At 67.9% G+C, this 24,272-nt stretch carries 21 protein-coding genes, 2 tRNA genes and 1 pseudogene; 11 read left to right on the top strand and 13 right to left on the bottom strand.

Annotated features, from left to right (window positions below):
• The first annotated feature begins 34 nt into the window (after nucleotides 1–34).
• The 3 genes from Aco04nite_RS07565 (at nucleotide 35) to Aco04nite_RS07575 (ending at nucleotide 4,573) form a co-directional block, all read left to right on the top strand.
• A complete protein-coding gene (locus Aco04nite_RS07565; protein WP_212996423.1) occupies nucleotides 35–886 on the top strand; it encodes a spermidine synthase in 852 nt (283 codons plus the stop codon).
• Between the two features lie 59 nt (nucleotides 887–945).
• Nucleotides 946–2,325: a hypothetical protein gene (locus tag Aco04nite_RS07570; protein WP_212996424.1), complete on the top strand. Its 1,380-nt coding sequence runs from the start codon at nucleotides 946–948 to the stop codon at nucleotides 2,323–2,325.
• 61 nt (nucleotides 2,326–2,386) lie between these two features.
• Nucleotides 2,387–4,573 (top strand): MMPL family transporter, encoded by a 2,187-nt coding sequence (locus tag Aco04nite_RS07575; RefSeq protein ID WP_212996425.1) that lies wholly within the window; start codon nucleotides 2,387–2,389, stop codon nucleotides 4,571–4,573.
• 244 nt (nucleotides 4,574–4,817) lie between these two features.
• Here Aco04nite_RS07575 and Aco04nite_RS07580 read toward each other — a convergent pair.
• Together Aco04nite_RS07580 and Aco04nite_RS07585 are read right to left on the bottom strand one after the other, a co-directional pair.
• Nucleotides 4,818–5,768: pseudogene (locus Aco04nite_RS07580) on the bottom strand (TerC/Alx family metal homeostasis membrane protein); the annotation flags it as partial.
• Between the two features lie 48 nt (nucleotides 5,769–5,816).
• The gene (locus tag Aco04nite_RS07585; RefSeq protein WP_244875804.1) at nucleotides 5,817–6,479 is read right to left on the bottom strand and encodes a pentapeptide repeat-containing protein; all 663 of its coding nucleotides are present in this window, start codon (nucleotides 6,477–6,479) and stop codon (nucleotides 5,817–5,819) included.
• A 213-nt stretch (nucleotides 6,480–6,692) separates the two neighbouring features.
• Between Aco04nite_RS07585 and Aco04nite_RS48660 the strand changes: the two genes are divergently transcribed.
• From Aco04nite_RS48660 to Aco04nite_RS07600, 3 genes are all read left to right on the top strand, one after another.
• Entirely contained in the window at nucleotides 6,693–7,688 is a 996-nt protein-coding gene (locus Aco04nite_RS48660; protein ID WP_244875805.1) for a lamin tail domain-containing protein, read from the top strand.
• Nucleotides 7,689–7,740: 52 nt separating this feature from the next.
• Nucleotides 7,741–7,814: transfer RNA gene (locus Aco04nite_RS07595), tRNA-Met, on the top strand.
• Between the two features lie 604 nt (nucleotides 7,815–8,418).
• Nucleotides 8,419–9,231 (top strand): alpha/beta fold hydrolase, encoded by an 813-nt coding sequence (locus tag Aco04nite_RS07600; RefSeq protein WP_244875806.1) that lies wholly within the window; start codon nucleotides 8,419–8,421, stop codon nucleotides 9,229–9,231.
• 6 nt (nucleotides 9,232–9,237) lie between these two features.
• On the opposite strand, the gene Aco04nite_RS07605 is transcribed toward Aco04nite_RS07600, so the two are convergent.
• Nucleotides 9,238–9,762 (bottom strand): hypothetical protein, encoded by a 525-nt coding sequence (locus Aco04nite_RS07605; RefSeq protein WP_212996428.1) that lies wholly within the window; start codon nucleotides 9,760–9,762, stop codon nucleotides 9,238–9,240.
• A gap of 43 nt (nucleotides 9,763–9,805) precedes the next feature.
• Complete coding sequence (locus tag Aco04nite_RS07610) at nucleotides 9,806–10,189, bottom strand: helix-turn-helix domain-containing protein (protein WP_212996429.1); 384 nt, start codon at nucleotides 10,187–10,189, stop codon at nucleotides 9,806–9,808.
• A 137-nt stretch (nucleotides 10,190–10,326) separates the two neighbouring features.
• Between Aco04nite_RS07610 and Aco04nite_RS07615 the strand changes: the two genes are divergently transcribed.
• Nucleotides 10,327–10,671 (top strand): hypothetical protein, encoded by a 345-nt coding sequence (locus Aco04nite_RS07615; RefSeq protein ID WP_212996430.1) that lies wholly within the window; start codon nucleotides 10,327–10,329, stop codon nucleotides 10,669–10,671.
• Here the strand turns inward: Aco04nite_RS07615 and Aco04nite_RS07620 are convergent.
• Nucleotides 10,629–11,243, bottom strand: coding sequence for a TetR/AcrR family transcriptional regulator (locus tag Aco04nite_RS07620; RefSeq protein ID WP_212996431.1), 615 nt, complete (start codon nucleotides 11,241–11,243; stop codon nucleotides 10,629–10,631). The two genes, Aco04nite_RS07615 and Aco04nite_RS07620, sit on opposite strands and share 43 nt — an antisense overlap.
• A gap of 73 nt (nucleotides 11,244–11,316) precedes the next feature.
• Here Aco04nite_RS07620 and Aco04nite_RS07625 point away from each other — a divergent pair, with 73 nt between their 5' ends.
• Complete coding sequence (locus tag Aco04nite_RS07625) at nucleotides 11,317–11,778, top strand: GNAT family N-acetyltransferase (RefSeq protein WP_212996432.1); 462 nt, start codon at nucleotides 11,317–11,319, stop codon at nucleotides 11,776–11,778.
• A gap of 16 nt (nucleotides 11,779–11,794) precedes the next feature.
• Here the strand turns inward: Aco04nite_RS07625 and Aco04nite_RS07630 are convergent, their stop codons facing one another.
• Complete coding sequence (locus tag Aco04nite_RS07630) at nucleotides 11,795–12,214, bottom strand: hypothetical protein (RefSeq protein WP_212996433.1); 420 nt, start codon at nucleotides 12,212–12,214, stop codon at nucleotides 11,795–11,797.
• A gap of 245 nt (nucleotides 12,215–12,459) precedes the next feature.
• On the opposite strand from Aco04nite_RS07630, the gene Aco04nite_RS07635 reads away from it, so the two are divergent.
• Nucleotides 12,460–12,987, top strand: coding sequence for a GNAT family N-acetyltransferase (locus Aco04nite_RS07635; protein WP_212996434.1), 528 nt, complete (start codon nucleotides 12,460–12,462; stop codon nucleotides 12,985–12,987).
• 662 nt (nucleotides 12,988–13,649) lie between these two features.
• On the opposite strand, the gene Aco04nite_RS07640 is transcribed toward Aco04nite_RS07635, so the two are convergent.
• The 3 genes from Aco04nite_RS07640 to Aco04nite_RS07650 form a co-directional block, all read right to left on the bottom strand.
• Nucleotides 13,650–13,723 (bottom strand) — tRNA-Met (locus tag Aco04nite_RS07640).
• 120 nt (nucleotides 13,724–13,843) lie between these two features.
• Nucleotides 13,844–16,849: a UPF0182 family membrane protein gene (locus Aco04nite_RS07645; RefSeq protein WP_212996435.1), complete on the bottom strand. Its 3,006-nt coding sequence runs from the start codon at nucleotides 16,847–16,849 to the stop codon at nucleotides 13,844–13,846.
• 87 nt (nucleotides 16,850–16,936) lie between these two features.
• Entirely contained in the window at nucleotides 16,937–17,965 is a 1,029-nt protein-coding gene (locus Aco04nite_RS07650; protein ID WP_212996436.1) for a YlbL family protein, read from the bottom strand.
• Nucleotides 17,966–18,055: 90 nt separating this feature from the next.
• Between Aco04nite_RS07650 and Aco04nite_RS07655 the strand changes: the two genes are divergently transcribed.
• On the top strand, nucleotides 18,056–19,315 hold the full coding sequence (locus Aco04nite_RS07655) for a zinc-dependent metalloprotease (RefSeq protein WP_212996437.1): 1,260 nt from the start codon (nucleotides 18,056–18,058) through the stop codon (nucleotides 19,313–19,315).
• 120 nt (nucleotides 19,316–19,435) lie between these two features.
• Here the strand turns inward: Aco04nite_RS07655 and Aco04nite_RS07660 are convergent, their stop codons facing one another.
• Nucleotides 19,436–20,032 (bottom strand): hypothetical protein, encoded by a 597-nt coding sequence (locus Aco04nite_RS07660; protein ID WP_212996438.1) that lies wholly within the window; start codon nucleotides 20,030–20,032, stop codon nucleotides 19,436–19,438.
• 245 nt (nucleotides 20,033–20,277) lie between these two features.
• Nucleotides 20,278–20,811, bottom strand: a complete 534-nt coding sequence (locus tag Aco04nite_RS07665; RefSeq protein ID WP_212996439.1) for a M48 metallopeptidase family protein — start codon at nucleotides 20,809–20,811, stop codon at nucleotides 20,278–20,280.
• Nucleotides 20,812–21,970: 1,159 nt separating this feature from the next.
• Here Aco04nite_RS07665 and Aco04nite_RS07670 point away from each other — a divergent pair.
• A complete protein-coding gene (locus tag Aco04nite_RS07670; protein WP_015625326.1) occupies nucleotides 21,971–22,132 on the top strand; it encodes a DUF5679 domain-containing protein in 162 nt (53 codons plus the stop codon).
• A 233-nt stretch (nucleotides 22,133–22,365) separates the two neighbouring features.
• On the opposite strand, the gene Aco04nite_RS07675 is transcribed toward Aco04nite_RS07670, so the two are convergent.
• Nucleotides 22,366–22,617 carry a hypothetical protein gene (locus tag Aco04nite_RS07675; protein WP_212996440.1) on the bottom strand — a complete coding sequence of 84 codons (252 nt, stop codon included), beginning with the start codon at nucleotides 22,615–22,617 and terminating at the stop codon, nucleotides 22,366–22,368.
• 822 nt (nucleotides 22,618–23,439) lie between these two features.
• Nucleotides 23,440–23,592, bottom strand: a complete 153-nt coding sequence (locus Aco04nite_RS07680) for a hypothetical protein (RefSeq protein WP_212996441.1) — start codon at nucleotides 23,590–23,592, stop codon at nucleotides 23,440–23,442.
• Nucleotides 23,593–24,272 lie beyond the last annotated feature (680 nt).

Raw genomic sequence — 24,272 nt, forward strand, 5'->3', positions numbered from 1 at the left:
CGCTCCCGTACGGCAACCGACATACTCTTCAGCCGTGGCACAGCGCAGGCGTGGCGAACGACGGGTCGAAGAGGTCGCCTCCGGCGTCGCTGAGTTGGTCCCCGACCCGGACCGCACGAGTGGCTGGACGTTGCTGCTGGACGGAGCCCCGCAGTCGCACGTGGACCTGGCCGACCCAAGGTATCTGGAGTTTGAGTACATTCGTCGCATAGCTGCCGCAATAGACATTATTGCGACACCGGGAACACCCATACGGGTGCTGCATCTCGGCGGTGGGGCGCTGACTTTGCCCCGCTATGTCGCCGCAACCCGGCCGGGCTCCCCGCAGCGGGTCGTGGAGATCGACGACAAGCTGGTCGACCTGGTCCGCTCCGCGCTGCCCTGGGACCCCAAGGCCAAGCTCCGGGTACGCGTCGGCGACGCACGCGAGGCCGTCACCGGGATGCGTGACGCCGGTTACGACGTCGTGGTCGTGGACGTGTTCGCGGGCTCACAGACCCCGGCGCACCTGGCCTCCGCCGAGTTCATGGCCGAGGTCGCCCGGGTGCTGGCCCCGGGCGGCTGGCTGATCGCCAACGTCGCCGACGGGCCGCCGCTGAACTTCGCCCGGACCCAGGTGGCGACGATCCGGTCGGTGCTGCCCCAGGCGCTCCTGGTCGCCGACGCTGCGGTGTTGCGCGGGCGGCGTTTCGGCAACCTCGTGGTGCTCGCCGGGCGCACCCCGCCGCCGGTCGAGGAGCTGCGCCGCCGGGCGTCCGGCGACTGGTTCCCGGGCCGCGTCGAAACCGACCTCGAGCGCTTCGCCGGCGGGCGCCCACCAGCCACGGACGTCGATGCAGTGCCATCGCCCACACCCCCGGAAGGCCTGTTCAGCAGCCGGTCGTAGTCGCGATTTACCGGACCGTTGGGTTGTCGCAACGGCCGATTCTCGGATCTAATCGAGGCATGGCCGACGCGAACCCACCGGACGTCTTCGGGCCACTACCGGACGGAGAACGTTCACTGTGGCACGGGCGATGCGCCGTCGCTGAGTACGCGTTCGACCAGGCGGCCTCGCTGCCGCGGTGGACCCTGCCGGAGACTACCGAGGTCCTCGTCACGAATCGTCGTATTCGTTACGCCCACACCTCCCGGGAAAACCCGGACGATCTTCGCGTTACGTCGGGTGAGGTCCTCTGGTACTACCCCGAGCACATTCGGGTACAACCCGGCCCGGTCGTGGACGGCAGGCCCGTCGCGGCCACCCAGCTCCAGCTCGTGTGCGCGGGGGCCGACGGGTCGTTCCCGGCCCTGGTCTTCGCCGGCGGTGAGCTCGGCGAGGTCAGCCACGCAGACAAGGTCGCCAACGTGATCCGGCACGCGATCGCCCGATTCCGGGTCAATCACGCCGGTGATCTCGGTCTCAGCGTCGAGGTGGCCCGGGAGCTGGCAAAGATGCTGGTCGGGCCCGAGTTCGTCAACGCCGAGGGCGGCGACGGCCAGACGGTGACCTTGATCGGCGCGCTCTCCGTGCCACGCCAGGCCCCGGAGGCGACGCAGACCTTCGCCCCGGACGCCACCCAGCCCGCTCCCCCGGCGCCCGCTCCACAACCGCCGCCTGCCGTGGTTTCCCCACCGCCGTCCATCAGGCGCTCCGTGCCGGACAGCGCGGCCGGCTACGAGGGTGCGGAGCGCAGGGCAGCTCGCGCCGCCGACGGGGCGCGCGCTCTGCAGGCCTCGGCGGCCGAGGTCGCGGCGACCGTCTCCCACCCCGACCTGGCCACCCGCGCCGCGAACATCGCCGCCCGGATCTCCGAGCTGGTCTCCGGGCGCCCCGACCCGGCCGAGCACGCGCCGCATGCGCCGGCCGAGCTCACCGACGGCACCGACAACGTCCTGCACGGCACGATCATCAACAGCTCCGGCCAGCCCGTCTCCGCCCCGCCGGTGTACGGCCGGCCGACCTCGGGCCCGCCTGCCTACGACGAGACTCCCGACTTCACGCGGCTGGCGTACGAGCGGCCCAACTACGACCGGCTGGCCTTCGACGAGCCGGTCACCGGGCCGCCGAGCTACGACAGCCCGGCTCAGTACGGCCCGACCAGCTACAGCCCGCCCGACTACGAGACCCCGCTCTACGGCCGCCCGGTCTCCGGCGTGCCCGACTACGACGAGAGCTGGCCGACCTCGGGAGCACCCGTCGAGGGTGACGAGTCCGGGACGGACCTCACCCCGCGGGCAGAGCGGGTCCGCCGGGCAACCGCGCGCTTCAATGCCAATTCGGCCCGGGGCAAGGCGTCCGTCAGGCGCCCCGAGCACGAGCCGGACGGCAACCGCACCTACTGACGATCTCCGGCCGTTAAGCTTGGACAAAGCACCCCAAGCGTAATGATCGGACATTCCGCACGTGGCCACCCTGCTGTACCGGCTCGGTCGTTTCTCGTTCCGGCGGCGGCGCATGGTCGCTGCGGTCTGGGCCCTCGTGCTCGCCGTGCTCGCCGCCGGTGCGCTCACCCTCGGCGGCAGGACCGTCGACACGTTCACCATCCCGGGCACCGAGTCCCAGCGCGCCCTCGACGACCTGCGGCAGGATCTGCCGGCCGCGGCGGGCGCCGCGCTGACCGTGGTGGTCAGCGCGCCTACCGGCCAGGCGCTCGACAGCGCGACGATGAAGGAAGCCGTCGCCGTCGTGGTTCGCAGGGCCGCCGCGCTCCCCGATGTCGTTGCGGCCACCGATCCGGTCCAGGCCGGACGGGTCGACCGTACGGGCCGGGTGGGCCTGCTCAGCGTGCAGTACGCCAAGAGCGACAGCGAGCTGACCGCCGCCGACCGGGACGCGTTCGCCACCCTGGCGACCGCCGGCACCAACGGGCTCGAGGTGGTGCCCGGCGGCGTCTCCGGCGGCCCGCCCGAGATCGGCGCCCGCGAGGCGATCGGGGTGCTGATCGCGGCCGTGGTGCTGATGGTCACGTTCGGCTCACTGGTGGCCGCGGGGATGACCCTTCTCACCGCGCTGATCGGGGTCGTGGCGGGCATGTGCGGCCTGCTCCTGGTCACCGCCGTCGTGGACATCTCGTCGAGCGCGCCGATCCTGGCGCTGATGCTCGGCCTCGCCGTCGGCATCGACTACGCGCTGTTCCTCGGCTCCCGGCACCGCGCCCAGCTCGCCGACGGGACGGCTGTCGAGGAGTCAATCGCCCGGGCCACCGCCACCGCGGGCTCGGCCGTCCTCTTCGCCGGGGCCACCGTCGTGATCGCGCTCGCCGCGCTCAGCCTGGTCGGCGTCCCCTTCCTCACCGCGATGGGGCTGGCCGCCGCCGGCACGGTGCTGACCGCGGTGCTGGTCGCGCTCACCCTGCTCCCCGCCCTGCTCGGCTTTGCCGGTCTCCGGGTGCTGCCCCGATCACAGCGCCGACGGGGTGCGCACGTACGCCCCGGGTTTGGGTTCCGCTGGGCACGCGGCGTGGTGCGCTTCCCGCGCGCGGCGCTCGTCGTGCTGGTGCTCGGGCTGGGCGCGCTCAGCATCCCGGCGCTGGACATGCGGCTGGCTCTGCCCGACAACGGCACCGCACCGGAGGGATCCCGGCAGCGGACGGCGTACGACCTCGTCACCGCAGCCTTCGGGCCCGGCGCCAACGGTCCCCTGCTCGTCGTGGTCCGGGGTACCCGCGGTGACACGGTCTCGGCGCTCGCCAGCCGCGTGACCGCGGAGGTACGCAAGCTGCAGAACGTCACCGCCGCAGGGCCCGGACCGGCGAACACAGGCGGGACCACCCGGGTCGTCATCGTCACGCCGGGCACCGGGCCGACCAGTCAGGAGACCGCCGACCTGGTCCGGGAGATCCGGGCCGCGGTGGCGCCACTGACCGGCGCGGACGACAGCGTGGCCGTCACCGGCGCCACCGCGGTCGGGGTCGACGTCTCCCGCAAGATGACCGCCGCGCTACCCGAATATCTCGGCGTCGTGATCGGACTGTCGTTCCTGCTCCTGCTGCTGGCGTTCCGATCACTGCTGGTGCCGCTCAAGGCCACCGCCGGTTTCCTGCTCACCATGGGGGCGACCTTCGGCCTCACCGTGGGCGTCTTCCAGCACGGATGGGCGGCCAGGCTGTTCGGCGTGGACCGGCCCGGGCCGCTGGTCAGCTTTCTGCCGATCATCATGATGGGCGTGCTCTTCGGGCTGGCGATGGACTACGAGGTCTTCATCGTCTCCCGGGTACGCGAGGAGTTCAAGCACGGCAGCAACCCCACCGAGGCCACGATCGCCGGGGTCGGCCACGGCGCCCGCGTGGTGACCGCCGCGGCACTGATCATGGCGGCGGTCTTCGGCGGGTTCGTGCTGATCGACGACCCGACCATCAAGACGATCGGCTTCGGGCTCGCCCTGGGCGTACTGATGGATGCGTTCCTGATCCGGATGACCCTCGTGCCTGCCGTGCTTGCCCTGCTCGGCCACCGGGCCTGGGCCTTCCCCCGGTGGCTGGACCGGATCACCCCGCGCGTCGACATCGAGGGCGCGGGCCTGCGGCCGCCCGGCCCCGCACCGAGGCACGCCGCGCCCGAACCCGAGCTGGTCAGGGCACGCGGACGCTGAAACAGGTCCCGGCGGAGACCCGCTGGTCATGCAGCCGGTGCGCGCGCGTGAGCAGGGCCATCAACTCCTCCTGCTGACGGACCCGGGCCCGGTATTTCTCCGGCAGCGACCTGATGTGCTCCTCCTCGTCGACCAGCCGGTGGTAGATCTCGTCGCAATAGCGCGGATCGGTCTCGACGTCGAGGAAAGCCGCCGCGTGCCGCCGGGCCGCCGCGGTGTACGTCTGCGCACGCCCCTTCGGGCTGAGCAGCGACGCCGCCACCGTGATGATCAGGACCACGATGATGACGCCGAGCGAGAGCCCGGTACTGATCTCGCCGACTTCCACCGGGTCGCCGCTGTTGATGAACGGCAGGTTGTTCTCGTGCAGGGCGTGCAGGATCAGCTTCACGCCGATGAACGCGAGGATCGCCGCCAGCCCGTAGGACAGGAAGATCAGACGGTCCAGCAGACCGTCCAGCAGGAAGTACAGCTGGCGCAGGCCCAGCAACGAGAACGCGGTCGCGGTGAATACCAGGTAGACGCTCTGGGTGAGACCGAAGATCGCCGGGATCGAGTCGAGCGCGAAAAGGATGTCGGTGCCGCCGATCGCGACCATCACCAGCAGCATCGGGGTCATCACCCGCTTGCCGTCCTGGACCGTGAACAGCTTGTCCCCGTCGTACTCCTCGGAGGTCCGCAGGAACCGGCGGGCGATGCGGATGAGCACGTTGTCGGCGGTGCGCTCGTCGTCATCGTCGTCCTCGTTCTTCAGCAGGTTTCCCGCGGTGATCAGCAGGATCAGCCCGAAGAGGTAGAAGACGAACGCGAACCGGTTGATCAGCGCGGAGCCCAGGAAGATGAAACCGGTCCGGGCGATCAGCGAGAAGACGATGCCGAAGAGCAGCACTTTCTGCTGGTCGGCGCGGGGCACCTTGAAGCTGCCCAGCAGCACGAGGAAGACGAAAAGGTTGTCGACCGACAGCGCCTTCTCGGTGACCCAGCCGGCGAAATACTCCGCGCCCATGTCCTGGCCGCCGAAGAGCAGCACGCCGAGGCCGAAAAGGACCGCGATGCCGACATAGATCGACGACCAGATCCCCGCCTCTTTCAGCGTCGGGATGTGCGCGCGCCGGACGTGAAAGTAGAAATCGAAGGCGATCAGACCCAGGATCCCCACCACGGTCAGGGTCCAGACAAGGCCGGGCACCTGCATGACCACACGCTCCACGAGCTCGATCGATCCGAGTGATCAGTTTAGGGGCTAGCGGACCGCGGCCTTCAGTTGGGAATCCGTCAGAAACAGCGCTCCGGCGAGATTCGCGCCGCGCAGGTCGGCGCCGCGGAGATCAGCACCGGTGAAATCGGCCAGCCGCAGATCGGCCTCGCGCAGATCCGCCCCGATCAGCAGAGCACCCCGGAAACTCGCGCCACGCAGGTCAGCACCACGCAGCTTGCGCCCGATCAGGTTCGCCCCGCGGTGGTCGGCCCGGCGACCGCCGGCGCCGGCCCGGGCCAGTTCGCTCGCTTTCTGCAGGAGCGGATTCACCTTTGATCGGTACGCCTCCAGGTCGAGCGACAGCAGGGCTTCGGGCGTACCCTTCGTCAACTCGACGGTCTCGTCCCTGGCCTGCTCCAACCGGGGGTGAATCTTCTGCGCGGCGGGCAGCGCCAGCGCCTGGGTGACATACCAGAGCAGCTCGTGCAGCTGGCGCATAACCGGCAGGGTCGCGAACATCTGCCCGGCGATCCCCGGGGTGTCACGCCAGTTCCGGCCGCCGAAAGTCACCTGGGTGACCTGCTGCCCGGCGCCGAAACAGTCGAAAACGACGCACCCGGGGAAGCCTTTCTCCGGCAGCTGCTCGTGAATGCCGCACCGGAAATCGTCACCCAGATTCTTGCAGGCCTTGCCCGCGGGCTTGTTCACCGCGAAATCGGATGACTTGGCGAAAGCCGGAGCGACACAACACAGCCCGGCACATCTCCCGCAATCGGCTTGCAACACCCGCACACCCTACCTTTAGTAACACAGCGTGGCGTTCCACACTCAGCCGACCAGCCATTAACCAGGACCATCCGGCGGTGTGGCTACTCATAGTGATTTTTTAAGCTGACCTCTCCCCCGCTTAGGAGAACCTTGATGCGTGCCCGCATGACGGCCCTGGCCGCCACCCTCGGCTGCGCCGCCACCCTCGGCCTCACCGCCCCGGCGACCGCTGCCACCACCCCGACCATCTCGGTGCCGGCCAGCCGCCAGGGCTACGGGCCGATCACCATCACCGGCACAGCCGCCCCCGGCGCCACCGTCGAGCTCTACGAATCGGCGTACGTCTTCAACGACTTCTACCCGTCGCCCGACTACACCAACGGCGGCTACATCACCACGAAGGCCACCAGCGCCGGCAAGTACACGCTGACCCGCATCCTCGACTCAGGCTTCCGCTTCTACGTCAAAGCCGACGGCCTGACCTCCTCGCACGTCGCCGTCGCCATGGGCATCGTCCCCACCATGACGCTCACCACCTCGAACGGCACGACCACCGCTCACGTCGCGGCCAACCCGTCCCAGCCCAACCTGCGCGTCCACGTCCAGAGCGGCTGGAACGGCGTCTGGACCGACCTCGCCGGCGGCTACACCTCAGATCCGGCAGCCACTTTCACCGCCACCCTCACCGGCCAGCACCCCTACCTCCGCGCCGTGATCGACGCCGACCCCTCGAACAACCTCCTCCGCGGCGCCACCCCGACCATCGCCACAGGCTCCCCCACCACCCCGACGACCTCCACCGGCGCCGTCCAGTTCACCAAGATCCAGTACAGCTCCGCAAAGTCCGGCCTCAACAACGAGTGGGTCCGCCTCACCAACAAGACCAAAACCACCATCAACCTCAAAGGCTGGACCGTACGCGACGCCGCGAACCACACGTACACGTTCGCCACGGACACCAAGGTCGCAGCGGGCAAGAACCTGTACCTCTACACCGGCAAAGGCACCAACAGCACCACGAACCGCTACTGGAAGAGCAGCAGCTACATCTGGAACAACGGAGGCGACACGGCGTACCTCCGCACCGCCGCAGGCAAAACGATCGACACCTGCAAGTGGGCCAAAGGCAGCGGCACCACCACCTGCTGACCCCACCCCCGAACCCGTCCTCCACCCCGTGCTAGCTTTATGAAGCAGTCGGCGCGGGGTGGAGCAGCTCGGTAGCTCGCTGGGCTCATAACCCAGAGGTCGCAGGTTCAAATCCTGTCCCCGCTACAAAAACAGGAAACCCCTGCCTACTTCCTTGCGGAAGGTGGGCGGGGGTTTTTTCCGCATTTTGCTCCGGGGGCCGAGCCCCCGGACGCCCCGCGGTGCGGTGGGCGCTGTGAGGGAGTTGGCGGCGGGTTACTTCCGGTGCGGTGCGGTGGGTGCCGGGGGTGGGGGTGGGGCTCTTTGTGGTCAGGATGCCGCGGGAATGTTCAATGCCTTCGTGCCTGCGTTGCGATGAGGGTGAGCCTCGTCGGCGGCCGTCGGCGGGAGCGCTGATACAGCGTCTTCACTGGCCCGTGCCGTGGGCCGGGGGTCAGCGGCGGCTGCGGAGTCCGGCGGGGAGGGCGACCTCGATGATGAGTTCGATCCAGTCGATGCCGTCGGTTTCGCGACGCCCAGGGCAGCCGCGATGAAGGTGCCGGGGATTGTCATGACCCGTACGGGGGTGCCCTGATGCGCCGGGGCGGGAGTGGCGAACAGGCTGTGGGGCATGGGGATCACGTACTCACGTCGTCGTTTTATGGGGATAGCTGCCGGGGTCGGGGCAGGGGTGGCAGGGCTGGGTTCGGCCGGGACGGCTGCGGGAGCGGGGCGGCCGGGGATCGACTCGGTGCGGATCGCGACCGCTGTGGGCGTGTTCGATGCGGTCGCTGCGGGGCCTCGGGACGGGCGGAAGGTGTTGTTCCTGCATGGCTTCCCGGAGTTCGGTATCGAGTGGGTCGAGCAGTTGCGTGCTCTGGGTGCCGCGGGGTTCCGGGCTGTGGCTCCCGATCAGCGGGGGTATTCGCCTGGCGTACGGCCTGCCGGGGTGGCGAATTATCGATTGGATCACGCTGTTGCCGATGTGCGGGCGATTGCCGGGGCGCTCGGGTGGCGGCGGTTCGATCTGGTCGGGCATGACTGGGGTGCGGTTGTCGCGTGGATCGTCGCGGCTCGGTATGCGACTCAGGTTCGGTCTCTGACTGCGGTGTCGGTGCCACATCCGGCGGCTTTCGCCGAGGCGCTCCGCACCGATCCCGAACAGCAGGCCGATTCCAGCTACATGGATTTTTTCCGGCAGCCGTCGCCTGTTCCGGAGAATCAAATTCTGGCGAGTGGGCCGCCGGTGCTTCCGGGGGTCGCGCCGGAGATATGTGCTGAGTATTTCCGGCGGTTGTCGGAGCCGGGGGCGTTGACGGCCGCTCTGAACTGGTATCGCGCCAATGACTTTGAGGGGTACGAGGAGCGGGTCTGCGTGCCGACGTTGTTCGTGGCGAGCACGGAGGACCCGTTTGTCGCCCCGTCGGGGGTGCGGGCGACCGAGGACTGGGCCGCAGGGCCGTACACGTTGCGGAGTCTTTCCGGTGTCGGCCACAACATCCCCGAGCAGGTCCCGGCAATGATGAACTCGTTGCTGCTGGCGCACCTGGCGTCGACCAGGTAAGGCTCTTCAGCGCTGGCTGGGCGGGCGGCGCAGCGGGTGGACGTTGGCCTCGATCGGGTCGCCCGTGGTGGCTACTCGCATGCCGTTGAGGTAGCCATCGGTTTCGCGCTGGTCGGCGTACTCCAGGAGTCGTTCTGTTATTGCTTGCCATTCGCGTTCGCGGTCGGCGGCCAGTTCCGTGCGGACCTCCGCGAGGAGGCTTCGGATCTGGGCCGGGTCCGCGGCGGTGGGGGCTTCGCCGGCGAGGCTGAGGCGTTGCAGGACGAGGTCGCGGGCCGAGACGATCAGGGCGGCCAACCAGGCCAGGACGACGAGGCCGGTCAGCACGATCAGGACGGCGACGGGGCGTTCGTCGGGTGGCGGGCCCGGCATCACTCCGGGGGTGCCCGGTGGCGGCCCCGGTTTCCGGGGGAAGCCGACGATCAGGGTGACGATCAGCGCCCCGGTCGCCGCGATGGCGAGCACGATGCAACCGACGAGCAGTTTGCTCACCTGGAGATGGAGTGCGCCCGATCCGCCCCGCGCTGTCATGGTCCCGAGATTACGGACATCCGGCGCGTGATGCGAACAATCGTCATGCCGATCGTCTCCGGCGGAGGACTTTCCGATAGGGATCGATCATGCGGTCGAGGACCGTTTCCAGGGCCTGGCGGTCCGGCGCCGGGATCGGTGAGTCGTCGGCCAGCATCCGGGCCAGCTCATGGACCAGCGGGTGGGTCGCCGGCGGCTCCGGTGCCGGGCCACCGACCCGATCCGGGTACGCGGCCACGACGAGCTCGTTGATGCTCTTGCCCAGCACCGGCGCGATCCGTTCGATGGAGCGGATCGTGGGCCGCTGCTCTTCGCTCAGCCAGCGCAGCACGACGGAGGGATCCATGCCGACCGCCCGCGCGAAGTGGGTGGGTGTCGGGAAACGGGCGGCCTGGATCGCTTCCTTGAGGTAGCCGCCGAAACTCATTCGAGAAGCATAAGTGGTGGTTGAGGCGCTCGGGCCATTGGTTGAAAGACCATTCTTTGCTAGCGTCATTGGCTAGATAACCAACGGTACGGGCCGCCACCCGCCGCCGCGAGTCCCGACGGAAAGGTCGTGCCCCCGTGCTGCTGGTGACAACCCTCATGGTTCTCCTGGCGGTGGCGGCGGTGGCAGGCCTGCTCAGACTGCGGCGCGCCCGCACGACCACCGGCCGGCACCCCGACGACCTCGGCGAAGCCGCCGTCACGATGCCGGTCGTTCCCCTCCCACCCCTGCCGACGGTGGCGGCCGCGGCAGGGGTGGGGACACTCCCGGAGCCTGTCGTCGTCGAGGCGACTTCGGTGCCCATGGCGGTGTCGCCTGAACGAGTGATTTCGTCACCGGCGCGGCGCTCGGCGAGGAACAGCGCGTCGTCCCGCTTCGCTCAGAGCACGCCCCGGCGGACGGTCCCCGCGTCGAGGCCGTAGGCGTCGAGGGCGTCGTCGAGCATGCGCTCCTGGTCGGTTACCGGATAGGCGACCGGGTCCGCCGCCCCGAGGGCCGCCACCCCCTCGGTCATGGCGATCAGCCCCAAGGCCACCGAGGCGACCCGCGCGGCAGGCCACTCCGGCGCGGCGGCCGCCACGAGGCGTTCGACCCGCTCCCGCCATGCCCGGTTGTTCCGCCGGTGCATCGCGAGCAGCTCGTCGTCGGCAACGGCCGCGGCGAGAAAGCCGGTCCACACCACGCTCTCGCGCGCCGTGGCCGGATCGATCGCCATCCCCTGCTGCAGCACTGCCCGTAAAGCCTCGCGGGGAGTGGCTGCCCTGGCCTCCAACGCCTCGACACGGCCCTTGGTCGTCTCGTGCAGCAACTCCCGCGCGTGCACGAGCAACGCCCGCCGATTCGGGAACCGGTGCATGACCAGCCCCGTGGTGCACCCGGCGGCGGCCGCCACGGCCCGCACGGTCAGCCGCTCCAACCCCTGATCGGCCAGCACGTCCCAGACCGCCCGGGAAAGCACCTCGCCCTGCGCCGGGCGGTCAGCCGTACGTGACATCTGTCGCTCCCTTGGGTCGTAACAAATGTTACCGTAACGCTTGTTACGAAGATCAACCATCGGGGGGTACGCCATGACGTGGGCAATTGAGGAACGCGCCTGGAACGACCCGGCAGGAACCGCGCTCCGAGTCGCCCAGCGCTCCGAACTGGACGCCCGCTACGGCTGCGACGACCACGAACCGGGCACCGCACCATCAGCCGTGGACATCGACCTCTTCCTGGTAGCCACCACACCCGATGGTCACCCCCTGGCCTGCGGAGCCCTCCGCCGCCTCGACGCCACGACCGCCGAGATCAAGCGCATGTACGCAACCCCGTCGTCCCGAGGCTCAGGCGTCGCGACAGCCCTGCTCCGAGCCCTGGAATCCGCCGCCACCCACCGCGGATGGACGACCCTCAAACTGGAAACAGGAACAGCCCAACCGGACGCCGTCCGCTTCTACGAACGAGAGGGCTACACGGCCATCCCGCTCTTCGGCGCCTACGAAGGCTCAACCCAATCCCTCTGCTACGAACGCCACTTGGCGCCCTGAGCCGAACGGACCACGATCAGGGCAACGCGACATGCTTGCTCACGTGCGGCCCATTCGGCCCGTTCCAGACCTCCACCTCAACGGAACTGACATCCTTCGGACTGAACGTCATCGTCGTGAAGTGGTCGCACACCTTGCCAACACCGCCGCTGCAGGTGCTCGTCTCCACCCAGACCACCTTGCTCCCCTGGTAGTACGAAGTCCGGCCGCGCGGAGCGTAACCATCTGCATTCAGGTCGAAGAGCTGGTAGACCGTGAAGATCTTGCCGGTGTCATTCTCGATCCAAACGTCCCCCTCGATCCGCGCACTCTTAGCCGCATTGGTCACCACAGAAGTCGTATACAGCTTCGCCCCCGACGCCTGAGCAGGCGAAGCCAACCCACCCCCGGCAACAACCCCCACCACTGCCGCTACCACCATCAGTTTCCTGACCACCGCAACCTCCCCCACGAACCCAACTGAGCCCCACGAATGTAGATCAACTTTCATCCCGCCGATGCCCCGCGCACTCCCACCCCCCGATCCCTGCCCCCAGCCCGGCGGTTACTCCCGGCGCACCCCGCGCGGTCGGGATGTTGGTTGTGTAAGTGAGTTCGAGCGCCGCGTTCGGCGAGGCCGGTTCCGTGTCAGGTGCATCTGACCCGGTTGCCCGACCCTTCCTTGAGTTGCGATCCTCAACCGTGCGCAGATTGGTTGAACCTACGACTGAGTTCCACGCAGCATGGCTGGCGTCACGCGACGAGTGGGGCAACGGCGTCCATCAGCCCGGCAGTGGACTGCGGCCCCGCGACGACATTGATTCGCCGGCCGGCTTCGCGCAGTGGGTAGCACGATTGCGACGCGAAGGAGACGAAAGCGTGCCGCCTGCGACAGGCTTGGTGCACGCTGCGTATTGGTGGATCGTTGATGAAAAGGACACGGTCCTGGGTGCTATTTCGCTGCGATACGCGCTTACCGACTTCCTGCTGCAGGCAGCTGGCCACATCGGCTACAGCACCCGCCCGTCGGCGCGGGGTTGCGGCGTGGCGAGTTGGGCGCTCGGTGAGGCACTGGGTGCGGCCCGGCGACGACACCTTGCTTCGGTGCTGATCACTTGCGACGAAGAGAACGCTGCATCAGCACGGGTGATCGAGAAGCATGGCGGAACACTCGAAGACGTGCGCGAAACCTCCATCAGGCTCAAGCGCCGCTACTGGATTGCGCTTTAACGCCGATGGCCGCGTTTGCCTGTCGTCGCTGCCCGAAGCTGACCCCCGTGGGTCTGCTCTTTGATCTTGCTTTTGTACCGCTGACCTTGGGTTTGTTCCCAAGTTCGAGAGCCACCGCAAGACGGTCCGGATCGAGCGAATTCAATGTCGGTCAATTTCGGCGCCACTGCCGGCGGCGGGAGCACCGGCTGATCGGGACGGCGGTCCGCGACCAGATGACCTATCGAGGCTTCGTCACCCGACTACTGACGGCCAGATGCAAGACCAGACTCGGCGCCACTCCAACCGTCGGATCAAGCCCGCCGCGTTCCCACGGACAAGACCTCGCACACCCTCAACTTCAATGCCAACCCGAACATCAACCCCGACGTAGTTCACACCCACCGCCTGCGACGGGGCGATAAGGGCCTACCGCTGCCTGATCAACGACTCCGATCCAAGTAAGCCACCACCGAATCCCCCCACAGCACCCACCCAGCGACCGAAATAAGCCGCCACCGAATCCCCCACAGCACCCACCCAGCGACCGAAATAAGCCGCCACCGAATCCCCCACAGCACCCACCGCACCGCGGGGCCTCCGGGGGCTCGGCCCCCGGAGCAAAATGCGAAAAAACCCCCGCCCACCTTCCGCAAGGAAGTGGGCAGGGGTTTCCTGTTTTGTAGCGGGGACAGGATTTGAACCTGCGACCTCTGGGTTATGAGCCCAGCGAGCTACCGAGCTGCTCCACCCCGCGTCGGTTTCTAAACACTAGCGCGAACGGCATGTGAACCGCAAAACGACCCGGCGTAACGCACGCCACACACGCCTGCAGCCCGCCGGAAATCCGACGGGCTGCAGGTCAGAACGCGGGGTGCTAACCGCCTGTGCTGGCCGATGGGGCCGGCGCGGAGGGCGGTGTTGATGCCGGCGTGGAGGCTGGCGTGGTGGGGGCGGTCGACGGCGTGACGGTGCCGTTGGCTGCCTTGGAGGCGTTTTCGAAGTTGGTCATGGCGGTGTCGAGGGCCTGCAACGCCGTCCCGTAGCGGGCGAAGTCGCCGGCCTGCTGCGCCGCCTTGACCTCGGCGATGGCCTTGTCGAGCGCCGTCGCCGCCTCCGCGAGCTGCGGGGTCAGCGCGGTGCCGCCCGTTGTCGGCGGCGTCGTCGTACCCGTGTTGCCCGGTGTTGTCGTCGTGGGGCCCTGTTTCTTGCCCTGGTCGACGAGGGCGGCGAGGCCTTCCTCCAGCGAGTTGGCCAGCACGACGTACTTGCCGCCGTCCCCGTAGGACATCAGGACCTTCTGCAGCAACGGCGCGGCGTTGGTCTGCTGGCTGCTCTTCACGTAGACCGGTTCGACGTAGAGCATGCCCTTGCCCACCGGTAGCGCGATCAGGTTGCCGAACAGGACCGTGGCCTGGTTGTTCGTCTGGAGCAGGTTGAGCTCCGGTCTGACCGTGCCGTTGTTGGTCATCCGTTGATGGACCTGGGCGGGTCCTGGGATGGCCGTCTCATCGGGTAGTTCGAGCACTTCCAGCCGGGGTTTGCCGTCGACGTACGAGCCTGAGATCAGCGCCGCGAGGTTCTCGCGTTTGCTCGGGGTCACCGCGGACGTGATCTGGAAGCGGGTGGAGTCCTGCCCCGGCAGCTGCACGTTCAGGTAGTACGGCGGCTGCTTGCTGTTCTCCGAGCCGTCCGGCGTGTTCGGCACCGCCCAGAAGTCGTTACCCGTGAAGAAGTCCTGGGGCTTGGTGACGTGGAAGCGGGTCAGCAGGTTGCGCTGCACCTTGAACATGTCGGCCGGGTAGCGGAAGTGGTCCGCGAGCGCCTGCGGGATCTCCGACTTCGGCTTGATCAGGTCGCCGCCGAAGGCCTTGTTCCACGCCTTGAGCACCGGGTCCTGGTCGTCGAACTCGTAGAGGGTGACCGTGCCGTCGTACGCGTCGACGGTCGCCTTCACCGAGTTGCGCATGTAGTTGATGTTGTCCCGGGCGAGCGCGAACGTGCCCTGGTTGGTGAGCTCGTCGCGGGTCTCTTCCGCCAGGTTGATCCGCTGCGCGTACGGGTACGTCGCCGCGGTCGTGTAGCCGTCGAGAATCCACTGGATCTTCCCGTCGACCACGGCCGGGTACGGGTCTCCGTCTATGGTCAGGAACGGCGCGACCTTCTCCACGCGGGAGCGCGGGTCCCGCACGTACATGAGCTTGGAGTCCTTGTTGACCGCGTCCGACAGCACGAAGTTGCTCTCGGTGTTCTTGATCGCGAAGACGAGCCGGCGGAACATCGACCCGATCGGCACACCACCCTTGCCCTCGTACGTGTAACGCTGCTCGGCGTCACTGTCGTTGGGCTGCGGGCGGTCGAACTCGGTCTTCTTCGTGGCGCTCTCCTGGCCCACGATGGCGTACTCCGTGGACTGCTCGCCGTAGTAGATGCGCGGCTGGTCGACCTTGATCTGGTCGGTCGACGAGGACGCGCAGTTGGCCGCCTGACTGCCGGCGGTGCCGAGCGAGCCGGAGACGAAGACCGGCAGGCCGCCGCAGGACTCGTTGGCAGGGGCCGCCACCAGGCCGTACCCGTGGGTGAAGACCGTGTGCCGGTTGAGCCAGTTCTGCTGCTGGGTGGTCAGCGCCTGGTCGTTGATCTCCCGGACGCCGACGACGTAGTCCTGCGTCTTCTTGTCGATCTCGTAACGGTCGACATCCAGCTTGGGCCCGAAGTCGTAGAAGCCGCGGACCTGCTGCGACTGCGTGAACGCCTCGGAGACCAGCTGCGGGTCGATCACCCGGACGTTCTGCGCGCTGGGATTCGACGCGAGGTCGGTCGGCGGCACGACACTGTCGGCGCTGTACGGGGTTACCTGCGTGCCTTCGATGCCGAAGGCGGCTCTGGTCGCCGCGATGGAGCGCGAGATGTATGGCGCTTCCTTGTCCGCCAGGCTCGGCTTGACCTGGAAGTTCTGCACGGCGAGCGGGTAGACGCCGCCGATCGCGACCGCGGAGATGGCGAGCAGAGCGAGGGAGACGCCCGGCCAGACCAGGTTTCGCATGATCGCGTTGGAGAACACGATGATGGCGATCGCGACCACGATCGAGATGTAGGCCAGGATCTCCTTGGCCGGTAGCAGCGCGTTGACGTCGGTGTAGCCCGCGCCGTACAGGTCGGGTGAGACGTGCTGCTCCAGCAGCAGCGCCCGGCGGTCCAGGATGTACGCGACCGCCTTGAGCAGCACGAAGAGCGCCACCAGCGTGGTCAGGTGGGCCCGCGCCGCCGTGGTCATCCGGTCGCCGACGCCCTGCAGACGCACGCCGCCGAAGATGTAGTGCACGGCGAGCGCGCCGATGACCGACAGCACCACCGCGGTGAAGGCCACGCCGAGCAGGTAGCGCAGCAACGGGTAGTCGAAGACGTAGAAACCGACGTCCACGTTGAACTGCGGATCCTTCACGCCGAACGGCACGGAATTCCGGAAGAGCATCCAGTCCTTCCACCGGGCCTGTCCGGAGAGCCCGGCGAAGAATCCGATGACGATGCCGATCACGGCGATCCAGGTGCCGAGGCGCGGCTGGATGACCATGCGATAGCGCTCGAGGGTGGCCTGCTCAGCCGAGTGCGGGCGCAGCAGTGGACGTAGCCGGTAGGCGAGATAGAGGTTGGCCGCGATGATCACTGCCATCGCGAGCCCGATCGCCAGGAAGAGCAGCAGGCGGGTCAGCAGGATGCCGGTGAACACCTGGGTCTTGTCGACCTCGGCAAACCACAGATAGTCGGTGTATTTGTCGATGCCCCAGCCGAGCAGCGTGAATAAGAGGAAGACCCCCACGAGGACGCCGACGGTCACGCGACCGCGACGGCTCATCCTCGGTAGGGGAGGACTGTTACGCATGACCAACGTGAACCCCACAAAGTCTCAAGACCGGTTCTTCACTTTAGGATGTTGCGTTGTTCCGCTCGGGGCGCCTGTGGATAACTCTCACGAGGCTGTGCACGGCTTGGGCGTACCGCCGCTGGTAAAGGTCTGAAGAGCACTGAGCGCGTCGTCGACAGTGGCGACCTCAGCCATCGGCAGGCCGTCGACTTTGTTCTGCAGTGCTTCGGCGCAGTTGTCGATCGGGACCAGGAAAAGCTTGGCGCCGGAGTTTTTGGCGCCCACGAGCTTCTGCGGGATGCCGCCGATCGGTCCGACGTTTCCCTCGTCGTCGATGGTGCCCGTACCCGCGATGATCTTCCCGCCCGTGAGGTCTTCCGGCTTGAGCTTGTCGATGATGCCCAGGGTGAACATCAGACCCGCGCTCGGTCCGCCGATCTCGTCCAGGTCGATCGAAACGGTGAACGGGTGGGGCTGCTTCTTGTCGATGGAGACACCGATGCGCGGCGTGTCGCTGCCCTCGGCCGCCTTCGTCTTGATCTTGGCGGTTTCGGACTTGCCGGCCCGGGTGTAGGAGACGGTCAGCGTAGTCCCCGCGGGCTTGGCCTGCACGAGCTGCGTGAGCTTGTCCGGGCTGGTGACCTCGGTGCCGTCGACGGCGGTGATGATGTCGTCCTCGCGCAACACGCCGACAGCCGCGCCGCCGGCCGCGACCTGTGTCACAAAAGTCTGCAGCGGATAACCCAGCTTGCGCAGCGCCACGGTCACAGCGCTGTTCTGCGACAGCGTGAACTCCTCGGCGTTCTGCTGCTCGACCTGCTTCTCGCTCTGGTCCGGCGGGTAGATCAATTCACGCGGCACGACGGCCTGCTCGTTGCTCAACCAGCCCCGGATCGCCCAGACGAGCTCCACGCTGGGCTGCACTCCGACCGTGGTCAGGCGCAGTTGACCCGTACTCGTGGTGGTCTGCGCCTTCGTCACCTGAATGACCTCTTTGCCGTTGTCCGAACCGAGGGTGTTGACCGTCGGACCGGGCTTGAGAACCACGTACGGCAGGGGGAAGGCCATGACTCCGACTGCCAGCAGTGCGGTGATCAGGGCGCCGAGGATGACCGTGACACCGCGACGTCTCATGCGCGTGACCGTACCAACCGACCCTGAGTTCTCTCTGAGCTGACACCGGCATTGGGCACGAAGGCCGATTTCGCGCGTACCGTTGGGGACGTGCCTGATATCCCGTTCGGCTTCAGCCTGCCGGGCGCGCAGCCGCCCGATCCCTCCGACCCGCAGCAGATGCAGCAGTTCATGAATCAGCTGCAGCAGATGTTCGCCGCGCCTGGAAGTGGCCCGGTCAACTGGGATCTGGCCCGCCAGGTGGCGGCCAGCCAGCTGAGCGCGACCGGCGACCCAGCGGTCAACATGTATGAGCACAATGCGGTCTCCGAGGCGCTGCGCCTCGCTGACCTGTGGCTCGACCCGGTGACCGCGATGCCCTCGGGCATCCGTGACGCGACCGCCTGGAACAGAAACGAGTGGGTCTACAACACACTCGACGTCTGGAAAAAGCTGTGCGACCCGATCGCGGGCCGCATGGTGGGTGCGATGGGCGATCTCGTCCCCGAGGAGGCCCGTGCCCAGCTCGGCCCGATGCAGTCGATGGTGGCGACGCTCGGCGGCGCCCTCTTCGGCGGCCAGCTCGGCCAGGCGCTCGGCCAGCTCGCAGCGGAGGTCCTCTCCGCCGGCGACATCGGCCTCCCGCTCGGCCCGGCCGGCACGGCCGCGCTCGTCCCGGCCAACATCAAGGCCTACGGCGACGGCCTGGAGCTCCCCGAGGACCAGGTCCGCCTCTACGTAGCCCTCCGCGAGGCCGCCCACCAGCGCCTCTTCCAGCACGTCCCCTGGCTGCGAGCCCACGTGCTCAACGCCGTCGAGACCTACGCCAACGGCATCACGGTCAACCGGGAGGCGATCGAGGAGGCGATGAGCCGCGTCGACCCGCAGGACCCGGAGTCGATGCAGGCCATGGCACTCGAGGGCATCTTCACGCCCGAGGACACCCCGCAGCAGAAGGCGAGCCTGGCCCGCCTCGAAACAGCACTCGCCCTGGTCGAGGGCTGGGTCGGCCACGTGGTCGACAGCGCCGCGGGAGACCGCCTGCCCTCCGTGGGCGCCCTCGGCGAGGCGTTCCGGCGCCGGCGCGCAGCCGGCGGCCCCGCTGAGCAGACCTTCGCAGCCCTGGTCGGCCTCGAGCTCCGCCCCCGCCGCCTCCGCGAGGCGGGCGCGCTGTGGACGGCCGTCACCGACGCCCGCGGCGTGCAGGGCCGCGACGCCCTCTGGGATCACCCCGACCTGCTGCCGACCGACGACGACTTCGCCGACCCGCAGAAGTTCGCCCAGGCCAAGCTCGACTGGGACATCTCCGAGCTCGACAACCTCGGCGACGCGGGCCCATCCGAAGAACCAGACAAAAAAGACAAAGAATAAGCATGTCGTAGCTCGGTGGGGGGTTGCAGACCGCAGCTCCCGCCGAGGTCGGTCCCGGCAACCCCAGGCGCCTTGCCGGCGCCTGAACGGGCTTGCCGGGCCCTCGGCCTGCGTAAGTGGCTAACCCCCGAGCAGCGCCCGGGTGTTCTCCCAGCCTTCCAACGCCATGTCGAGTGTCGAAAGATCCTCCGGCCCGCGCAACCGCCGCCACTCGGCCGTCGACTCCACCAGGCTGGGCTGCGGCGCCGTCCTGCGCACCGTCATCGGCGTCGCGCTGTCAAGATCATGGTCGGTCAGCCACTCCGGCACGGGAAGCACCGAAGCCACGGCCATCAGCCCCTCGCCCCGCCCATTCGGCGCCACGGCGACAGGTTTGCTGCTCAGCGGTCGCAGGAGCTTCCCGAGGATCATCCCCGGCAGATCGGCCGCATCGGCCGCCAAAACGGCCCCTTGGTCAAATCCGGCCTGCTCAGCGGCCTTCAGAACGGGCAGCACGGTAGCCGTCGCCACCTCGAAGATCGGCATCCCCGGCCAGGCGATCTCCCGGGCAAGCTCGAGATCGGCCGAGACCGCAGCGATGGCCGGCTCCGCCTGAGCCAGCCGAGCAAGCAGATCCACCACGTCCTCAGCCAGCGCAGCCCGCCATTTCAGCAGGTCAACCCCCGGCGGACTCCACGCAACGGGGATCAGCAACGCCACCACGACACGTCTGGTCACGCCGTGAAGGCTAACCCGCCGCCCCAGCTCACCCGAACCAGCTCCACAGCCGTCGGCCTCTTCGCCCGTCGACCCCTTGCTCGTTTGCGTCTACAGCCCGTTGGCGTCTTACAGCCGTTGGCCTCTCACAGCCGTCGGCCTCTCACAGCCGTCGGCCTCTCACAGCCGTCGGCCTCTCACAGCCGTCGGCCTCTCACAGCCGTCGGCCTCTCACAGCCGTCGGCCTCTCACAGCCGTCGGCCTCTTCAGTCGTCGGCCAGGACCAGCCCGGTAGCCGCTGAGATGCCCTCCAGGTAGCCGCGAGCACGCTCGGCCCGGGGGTAGCGGTTCACAAGATCCCAGAAGTCAGCGCTGTGATCAGGCACAACCAGGTGGACCAACTCGTGCAGCAACACGTAGTCGATCACCCAATCCGGCATCTCCTGGATCCGGTGCGAAATCCGTATCGTGCTGTCATCCGGCGTACAGGACCCCCACCGGCCGTTCTGATTGGTGACCCAACGCACGCTTGCCGGAACCACGTGGCTTGCGTAATCAGGCAGATAGCGCGATATCAACTTCCGAGCACGGCTCAGCAGCTCGCCATCGGTGCGCTGAACACGCTCCTCGCGGGCGGCCAGCCGGGCCAGCATCCGCGCAACCCACTCGGTCTCCTCGGCACGCGAGAACCGGTCGGGAATGAGAACGACAACCCGCTCGCCCTCACGATAAGCGGACACCGTGCGACGCCGACGCTGGCTGCGCCGCACTTCGACGACAGGCTTGCGCGTCCTGGCCATTACCGGCTCGCGCAGCCCAGACTCGGGTTCACATTGAAACGTTAATCCGTCAGTCCCAGGTGCCCGCAAGGGTACGGCAAACGACACGCACCCAAAATGTGAGCTTCGCCCCAGTAAATCCGAAAATATTTTCCAAGCCTGCAACACAGACCCCGCCCCAGACAACGCTACCCCGCTCAAAGATCCACTTCTCACCACCCCCACCCACCCCAAAAACCCCACCCATGCAAACACCACCAGCACTCACCCAAACCCCCCAAACCCCTCGCGCCCCACCCACCCCGCTTCCCCTCATCTCCCCCACCCCTCCCCGCCCCCACCCACCGCTCAGCTCACCCCTCTTCCACTCCCATCGCTCCCACTCCCTCATCGCTCCTCACCCCGGAGCCACCCCTCATCGCCCTCAACCCCTCGAGCCACCCTCGGCGCAGTGATTCACCCCGGGCCATCGGCTGGACGGCCAGCCATCCGGTGACAACGCCGACGTCATCTCTCTGGCGCCGTAACCACCACGAGCAAGCCACCCACCCACCCCTCAACACCCGACTCCCCACCCCGCCGTCAACCTCCCGCCTCCTCGCACGAGTGCTCCTAACCCCAGCCGCGTCTCACGTTCCGTAACCTGGCACCGCACAACGCCACAAAGCGTCACCCCGGCATCGCCGGCGAGACGCCCGTCAGCAGCACCACCCCTCGCGATCCCGAACTCCCCCGGCGCCGGCCTGCCACCCCCGCTTCGCCACCACGGCGGTCGGCGGCCGCGTCCACAGCGCATCCCCACTGTTCAGAGGCGCAACGCAGCCAGCCCGGCTCCGGCAGCCGGACTCATTCCCGTCACTACCCGAACATCCCTTTTCTGATGATCTGAGTAATTCGTCGGCGTGTCTGCCCGAATCTGCCCCAAAAGGGACATCTGGACCGGCAGACTCACGACGTCGACGACACCGCCGACGCTGCGCTGACATGGAAATGGCCGGACGTGGGTAGTGACCGCCCCTAACGGGTGGCCACATTCACGTGGTCGCGGAGCGGTCCAGCGCCGAACACAGATCGCGGCCTGTCGCCGCGAGCAGCGCCCCCGGGGTGGGCTCAGGTCCCAGACCTGTTCCGCACCGGGGCACCCGGGCCGACCCGGCCGACAACATGACGAGGAGGAATCGTGGCCGACAACACGTACAACGGCTACTGCGTGAAGTGCAAGGAGAAGCGCGACTTCCAGGGCACCGTCGAGGTCTCGAAGACCGGCATGAACATGGCCAAGGGCAAGTGCCCGGTCTGCGGCACCACGGTGAACCGCATCCTGGGCAAGGCCAAGGCCTGACCGGAGGTCGACTTACCGCGGGGGTGACCATCTCGGTCGCCCCCGCTGTCGTTCTCCCCCACCCGTTTCACCCGCCAGAGCCATAACCAGTGTTCAAACCACGACGTTGAGTAGTTGTCCAGCCCTCCACGACACCTGTGGATAACTCGCTCCAGCTTGTGGATAACCGAGCGCTACAGCGGGGACAGCCTGTGGACAACGAAAGCCGTCCGCGTTGAAGACGTGACAACCTGTCACACATGAGCCGACCTGTGCTGCATCGGCCGATGCTGCTGCCGGGCCTGCCCCGCATCTGGCGAGGCGCCCACACCCTGCAGCTCGGCCTGCACCCCTCCCGCGCGGTCCTGATCGACTTCCGCGACCCCGCAACAGCCAAAATCCTCGACTTCCTGGACGGCACCCGCCCCGAGCGAGCCATCCTCCAGGGCGCCACCACCCTCGGCATCTCCCCCGCCGAAGTCCGCACCCTCCTCGAGCTCCTCCACGAAGCAGGCCTCGTGGTCTCCTCCCGCCGCCTCTTCCCCCCAGCCCTGGACGCCACAACCCGCCGCCTCCTGGCCAGCGAAGCCGGCGCCCTCGCCCTGGCCACCCACAAACTCCCCACCCACCTACCCCCACCCCCACGCCCCACCCCAGACCCCACCGCGAGCCCGGCCCCACCCACCAGCCCGGCACCAGCTGACAGCCCAGAGCTGACTGCCAGCCCCGAGCGAACTGCCAAGCCAGCGCTACCCGACAGGCCAGCGCTAACCAGCAAAGCAGCGCTGCCCCACCGCCCCGCGCGAGCCGCCAACTCCGCGCGAGCCGCCAACTCCGCGCGAGCCGACAGCCCCGCGCGAGCCGACAGCCCCGCGCGAGCCGACAGCTCCGCATTTGCTAGTAGCTCCGCATTTGCTAGTAGCTCCGCGCCAAGCGATAGCGCCGTCGCGCCCAACAGGCCATCACTACCGACCGACCTGGCACTACCGACCGGCCCGGCACTACCGACCGACCTGGCACTACCGACCGACCCGGCACTACCGACCGACGTGGTACTCCCCGGCAGGCCGGCACTCCTGACCGACTCGGCACTGCCCAGCAGGCCGGCACTACCCGGCAGGCCTGCGCTTCTGCGCCACAACTCGGCCCCGTCCGGCAGCACCGCTCCGCTTCAAAGGGGTGCCGATCGTTCGGCCAGTTCAGAGCAGTCGAGGGGTCCAGACGCGGCCAGCCAACCCCGGAAGCGCACTCCCCAAGCCTCGTCCGACACACACCCGTCGACGCCGGCCGCGATTCTCCGCCGGAGACGGTCAGCCCGAGTAGCGGTATCAGGCCAGGGCAGACTCGGACCCGGAATCGCGGTAGCGCTCGCAGAAGCGGGCGTAGGACACGTCCACGCCGACCTTGCAGGCACAGTCACCCACCTCGACCGCATCGGCGGCCCCCTCCGCGGCGTCGAGGTAGGCGAAGTGCGGTCTCACGCGGTGACCGCGGCCATCAGGGAAATCGCACCGGCAACAGAGACCCGTGCAATCCGCCGGGGCGGCGCCACGCTGGTTGTCCAGCTCTCCCACAACGAACCCGTGGCTCTCCTCGCCCTCGCCCACACCCAGCGCTTCCAGCCCTACCTGGCCGTCACCGTACGAGAAGGAGCTGCGGTGATCGGCCCCTTCGTTCCGCCAACCGGTCAACCCTGCCTGAACTGCATCACCCTCTACCGCCAATTCCAAGGAACCGAGATCCCGGCCCCCACATCTCCCACCCCACGACAGCACGACCCCAGACCCGAGCCCCGTTACGACGAGTTCCGCGTGAGCGACGAGCCCCTCGCCGTGGCAACAACGCTCGCGGCCTGCGGATACGTCATTGCCGAGGTGCTCACGTTCATCGACGGAGGTATACCCGAAACCCTCGGAGCCGAGGTCGAAATCTCATCCCCCAGGCACATCCGACGGCGAAGCTGGATGCCCCACCCCTACTGCACCTGCACTCAGAACCGCCGCCAGCCATAAGGCCACAGCCCCCACCGCGCAGCGCCCAGCGCGCAACCCTCACAAACCGGGGCCTCACCCACGCCGGGTGGAGCGCAGATCCAGTCGTTCACCACCCCGACCTCTCACCACCCGACCACCGCCACCCAGGCCATCGCACCCGGCCCATC

The sequence above is a fragment of the Winogradskya consettensis genome (assembly GCF_018332715.1).
Taxonomy (GTDB): Bacteria; Actinomycetota; Actinomycetes; order Mycobacteriales; family Micromonosporaceae; genus Actinoplanes; species Actinoplanes consettensis.

What these genes read in the sequence shown, in the direction of transcription:
- Aco04nite_RS07625 (WP_212996432.1), top strand. Translation starts at nt 11,317, where the DNA reads ATGACGTGGGCAATTGAGGAACGCGCCTGGAACGACCCGGCAGGAACC.
- Aco04nite_RS07665 (WP_212996439.1), bottom strand. Translation starts at nt 20,811, where the DNA reads ATGGCCAGGACGCGCAAGCCTGTCGTCGAAGTGCGGCGCAGCCAGCGT.
- Aco04nite_RS48660 (WP_244875805.1), top strand. Translation starts at nt 6,693, where the DNA reads ATGCGTGCCCGCATGACGGCCCTGGCCGCCACCCTCGGCTGCGCCGCC.
- Aco04nite_RS07645 (WP_212996435.1), bottom strand. Translation starts at nt 16,849, where the DNA reads ATGCGTAACAGTCCTCCCCTACCGAGGATGAGCCGTCGCGGTCGCGTG.
- Aco04nite_RS07650 (WP_212996436.1), bottom strand. Translation starts at nt 17,965, where the DNA reads ATGAGACGTCGCGGTGTCACGGTCATCCTCGGCGCCCTGATCACCGCA.
- Aco04nite_RS07570 (WP_212996424.1), top strand. Translation starts at nt 946, where the DNA reads ATGGCCGACGCGAACCCACCGGACGTCTTCGGGCCACTACCGGACGGA.
- Aco04nite_RS07610 (WP_212996429.1), bottom strand. Translation starts at nt 10,189, where the DNA reads ATGAGTTTCGGCGGCTACCTCAAGGAAGCGATCCAGGCCGCCCGTTTC.
- Aco04nite_RS07620 (WP_212996431.1), bottom strand. Translation starts at nt 11,243, where the DNA reads ATGTCACGTACGGCTGACCGCCCGGCGCAGGGCGAGGTGCTTTCCCGG.
- Aco04nite_RS07605 (WP_212996428.1), bottom strand. Translation starts at nt 9,762, where the DNA reads ATGACAGCGCGGGGCGGATCGGGCGCACTCCATCTCCAGGTGAGCAAA.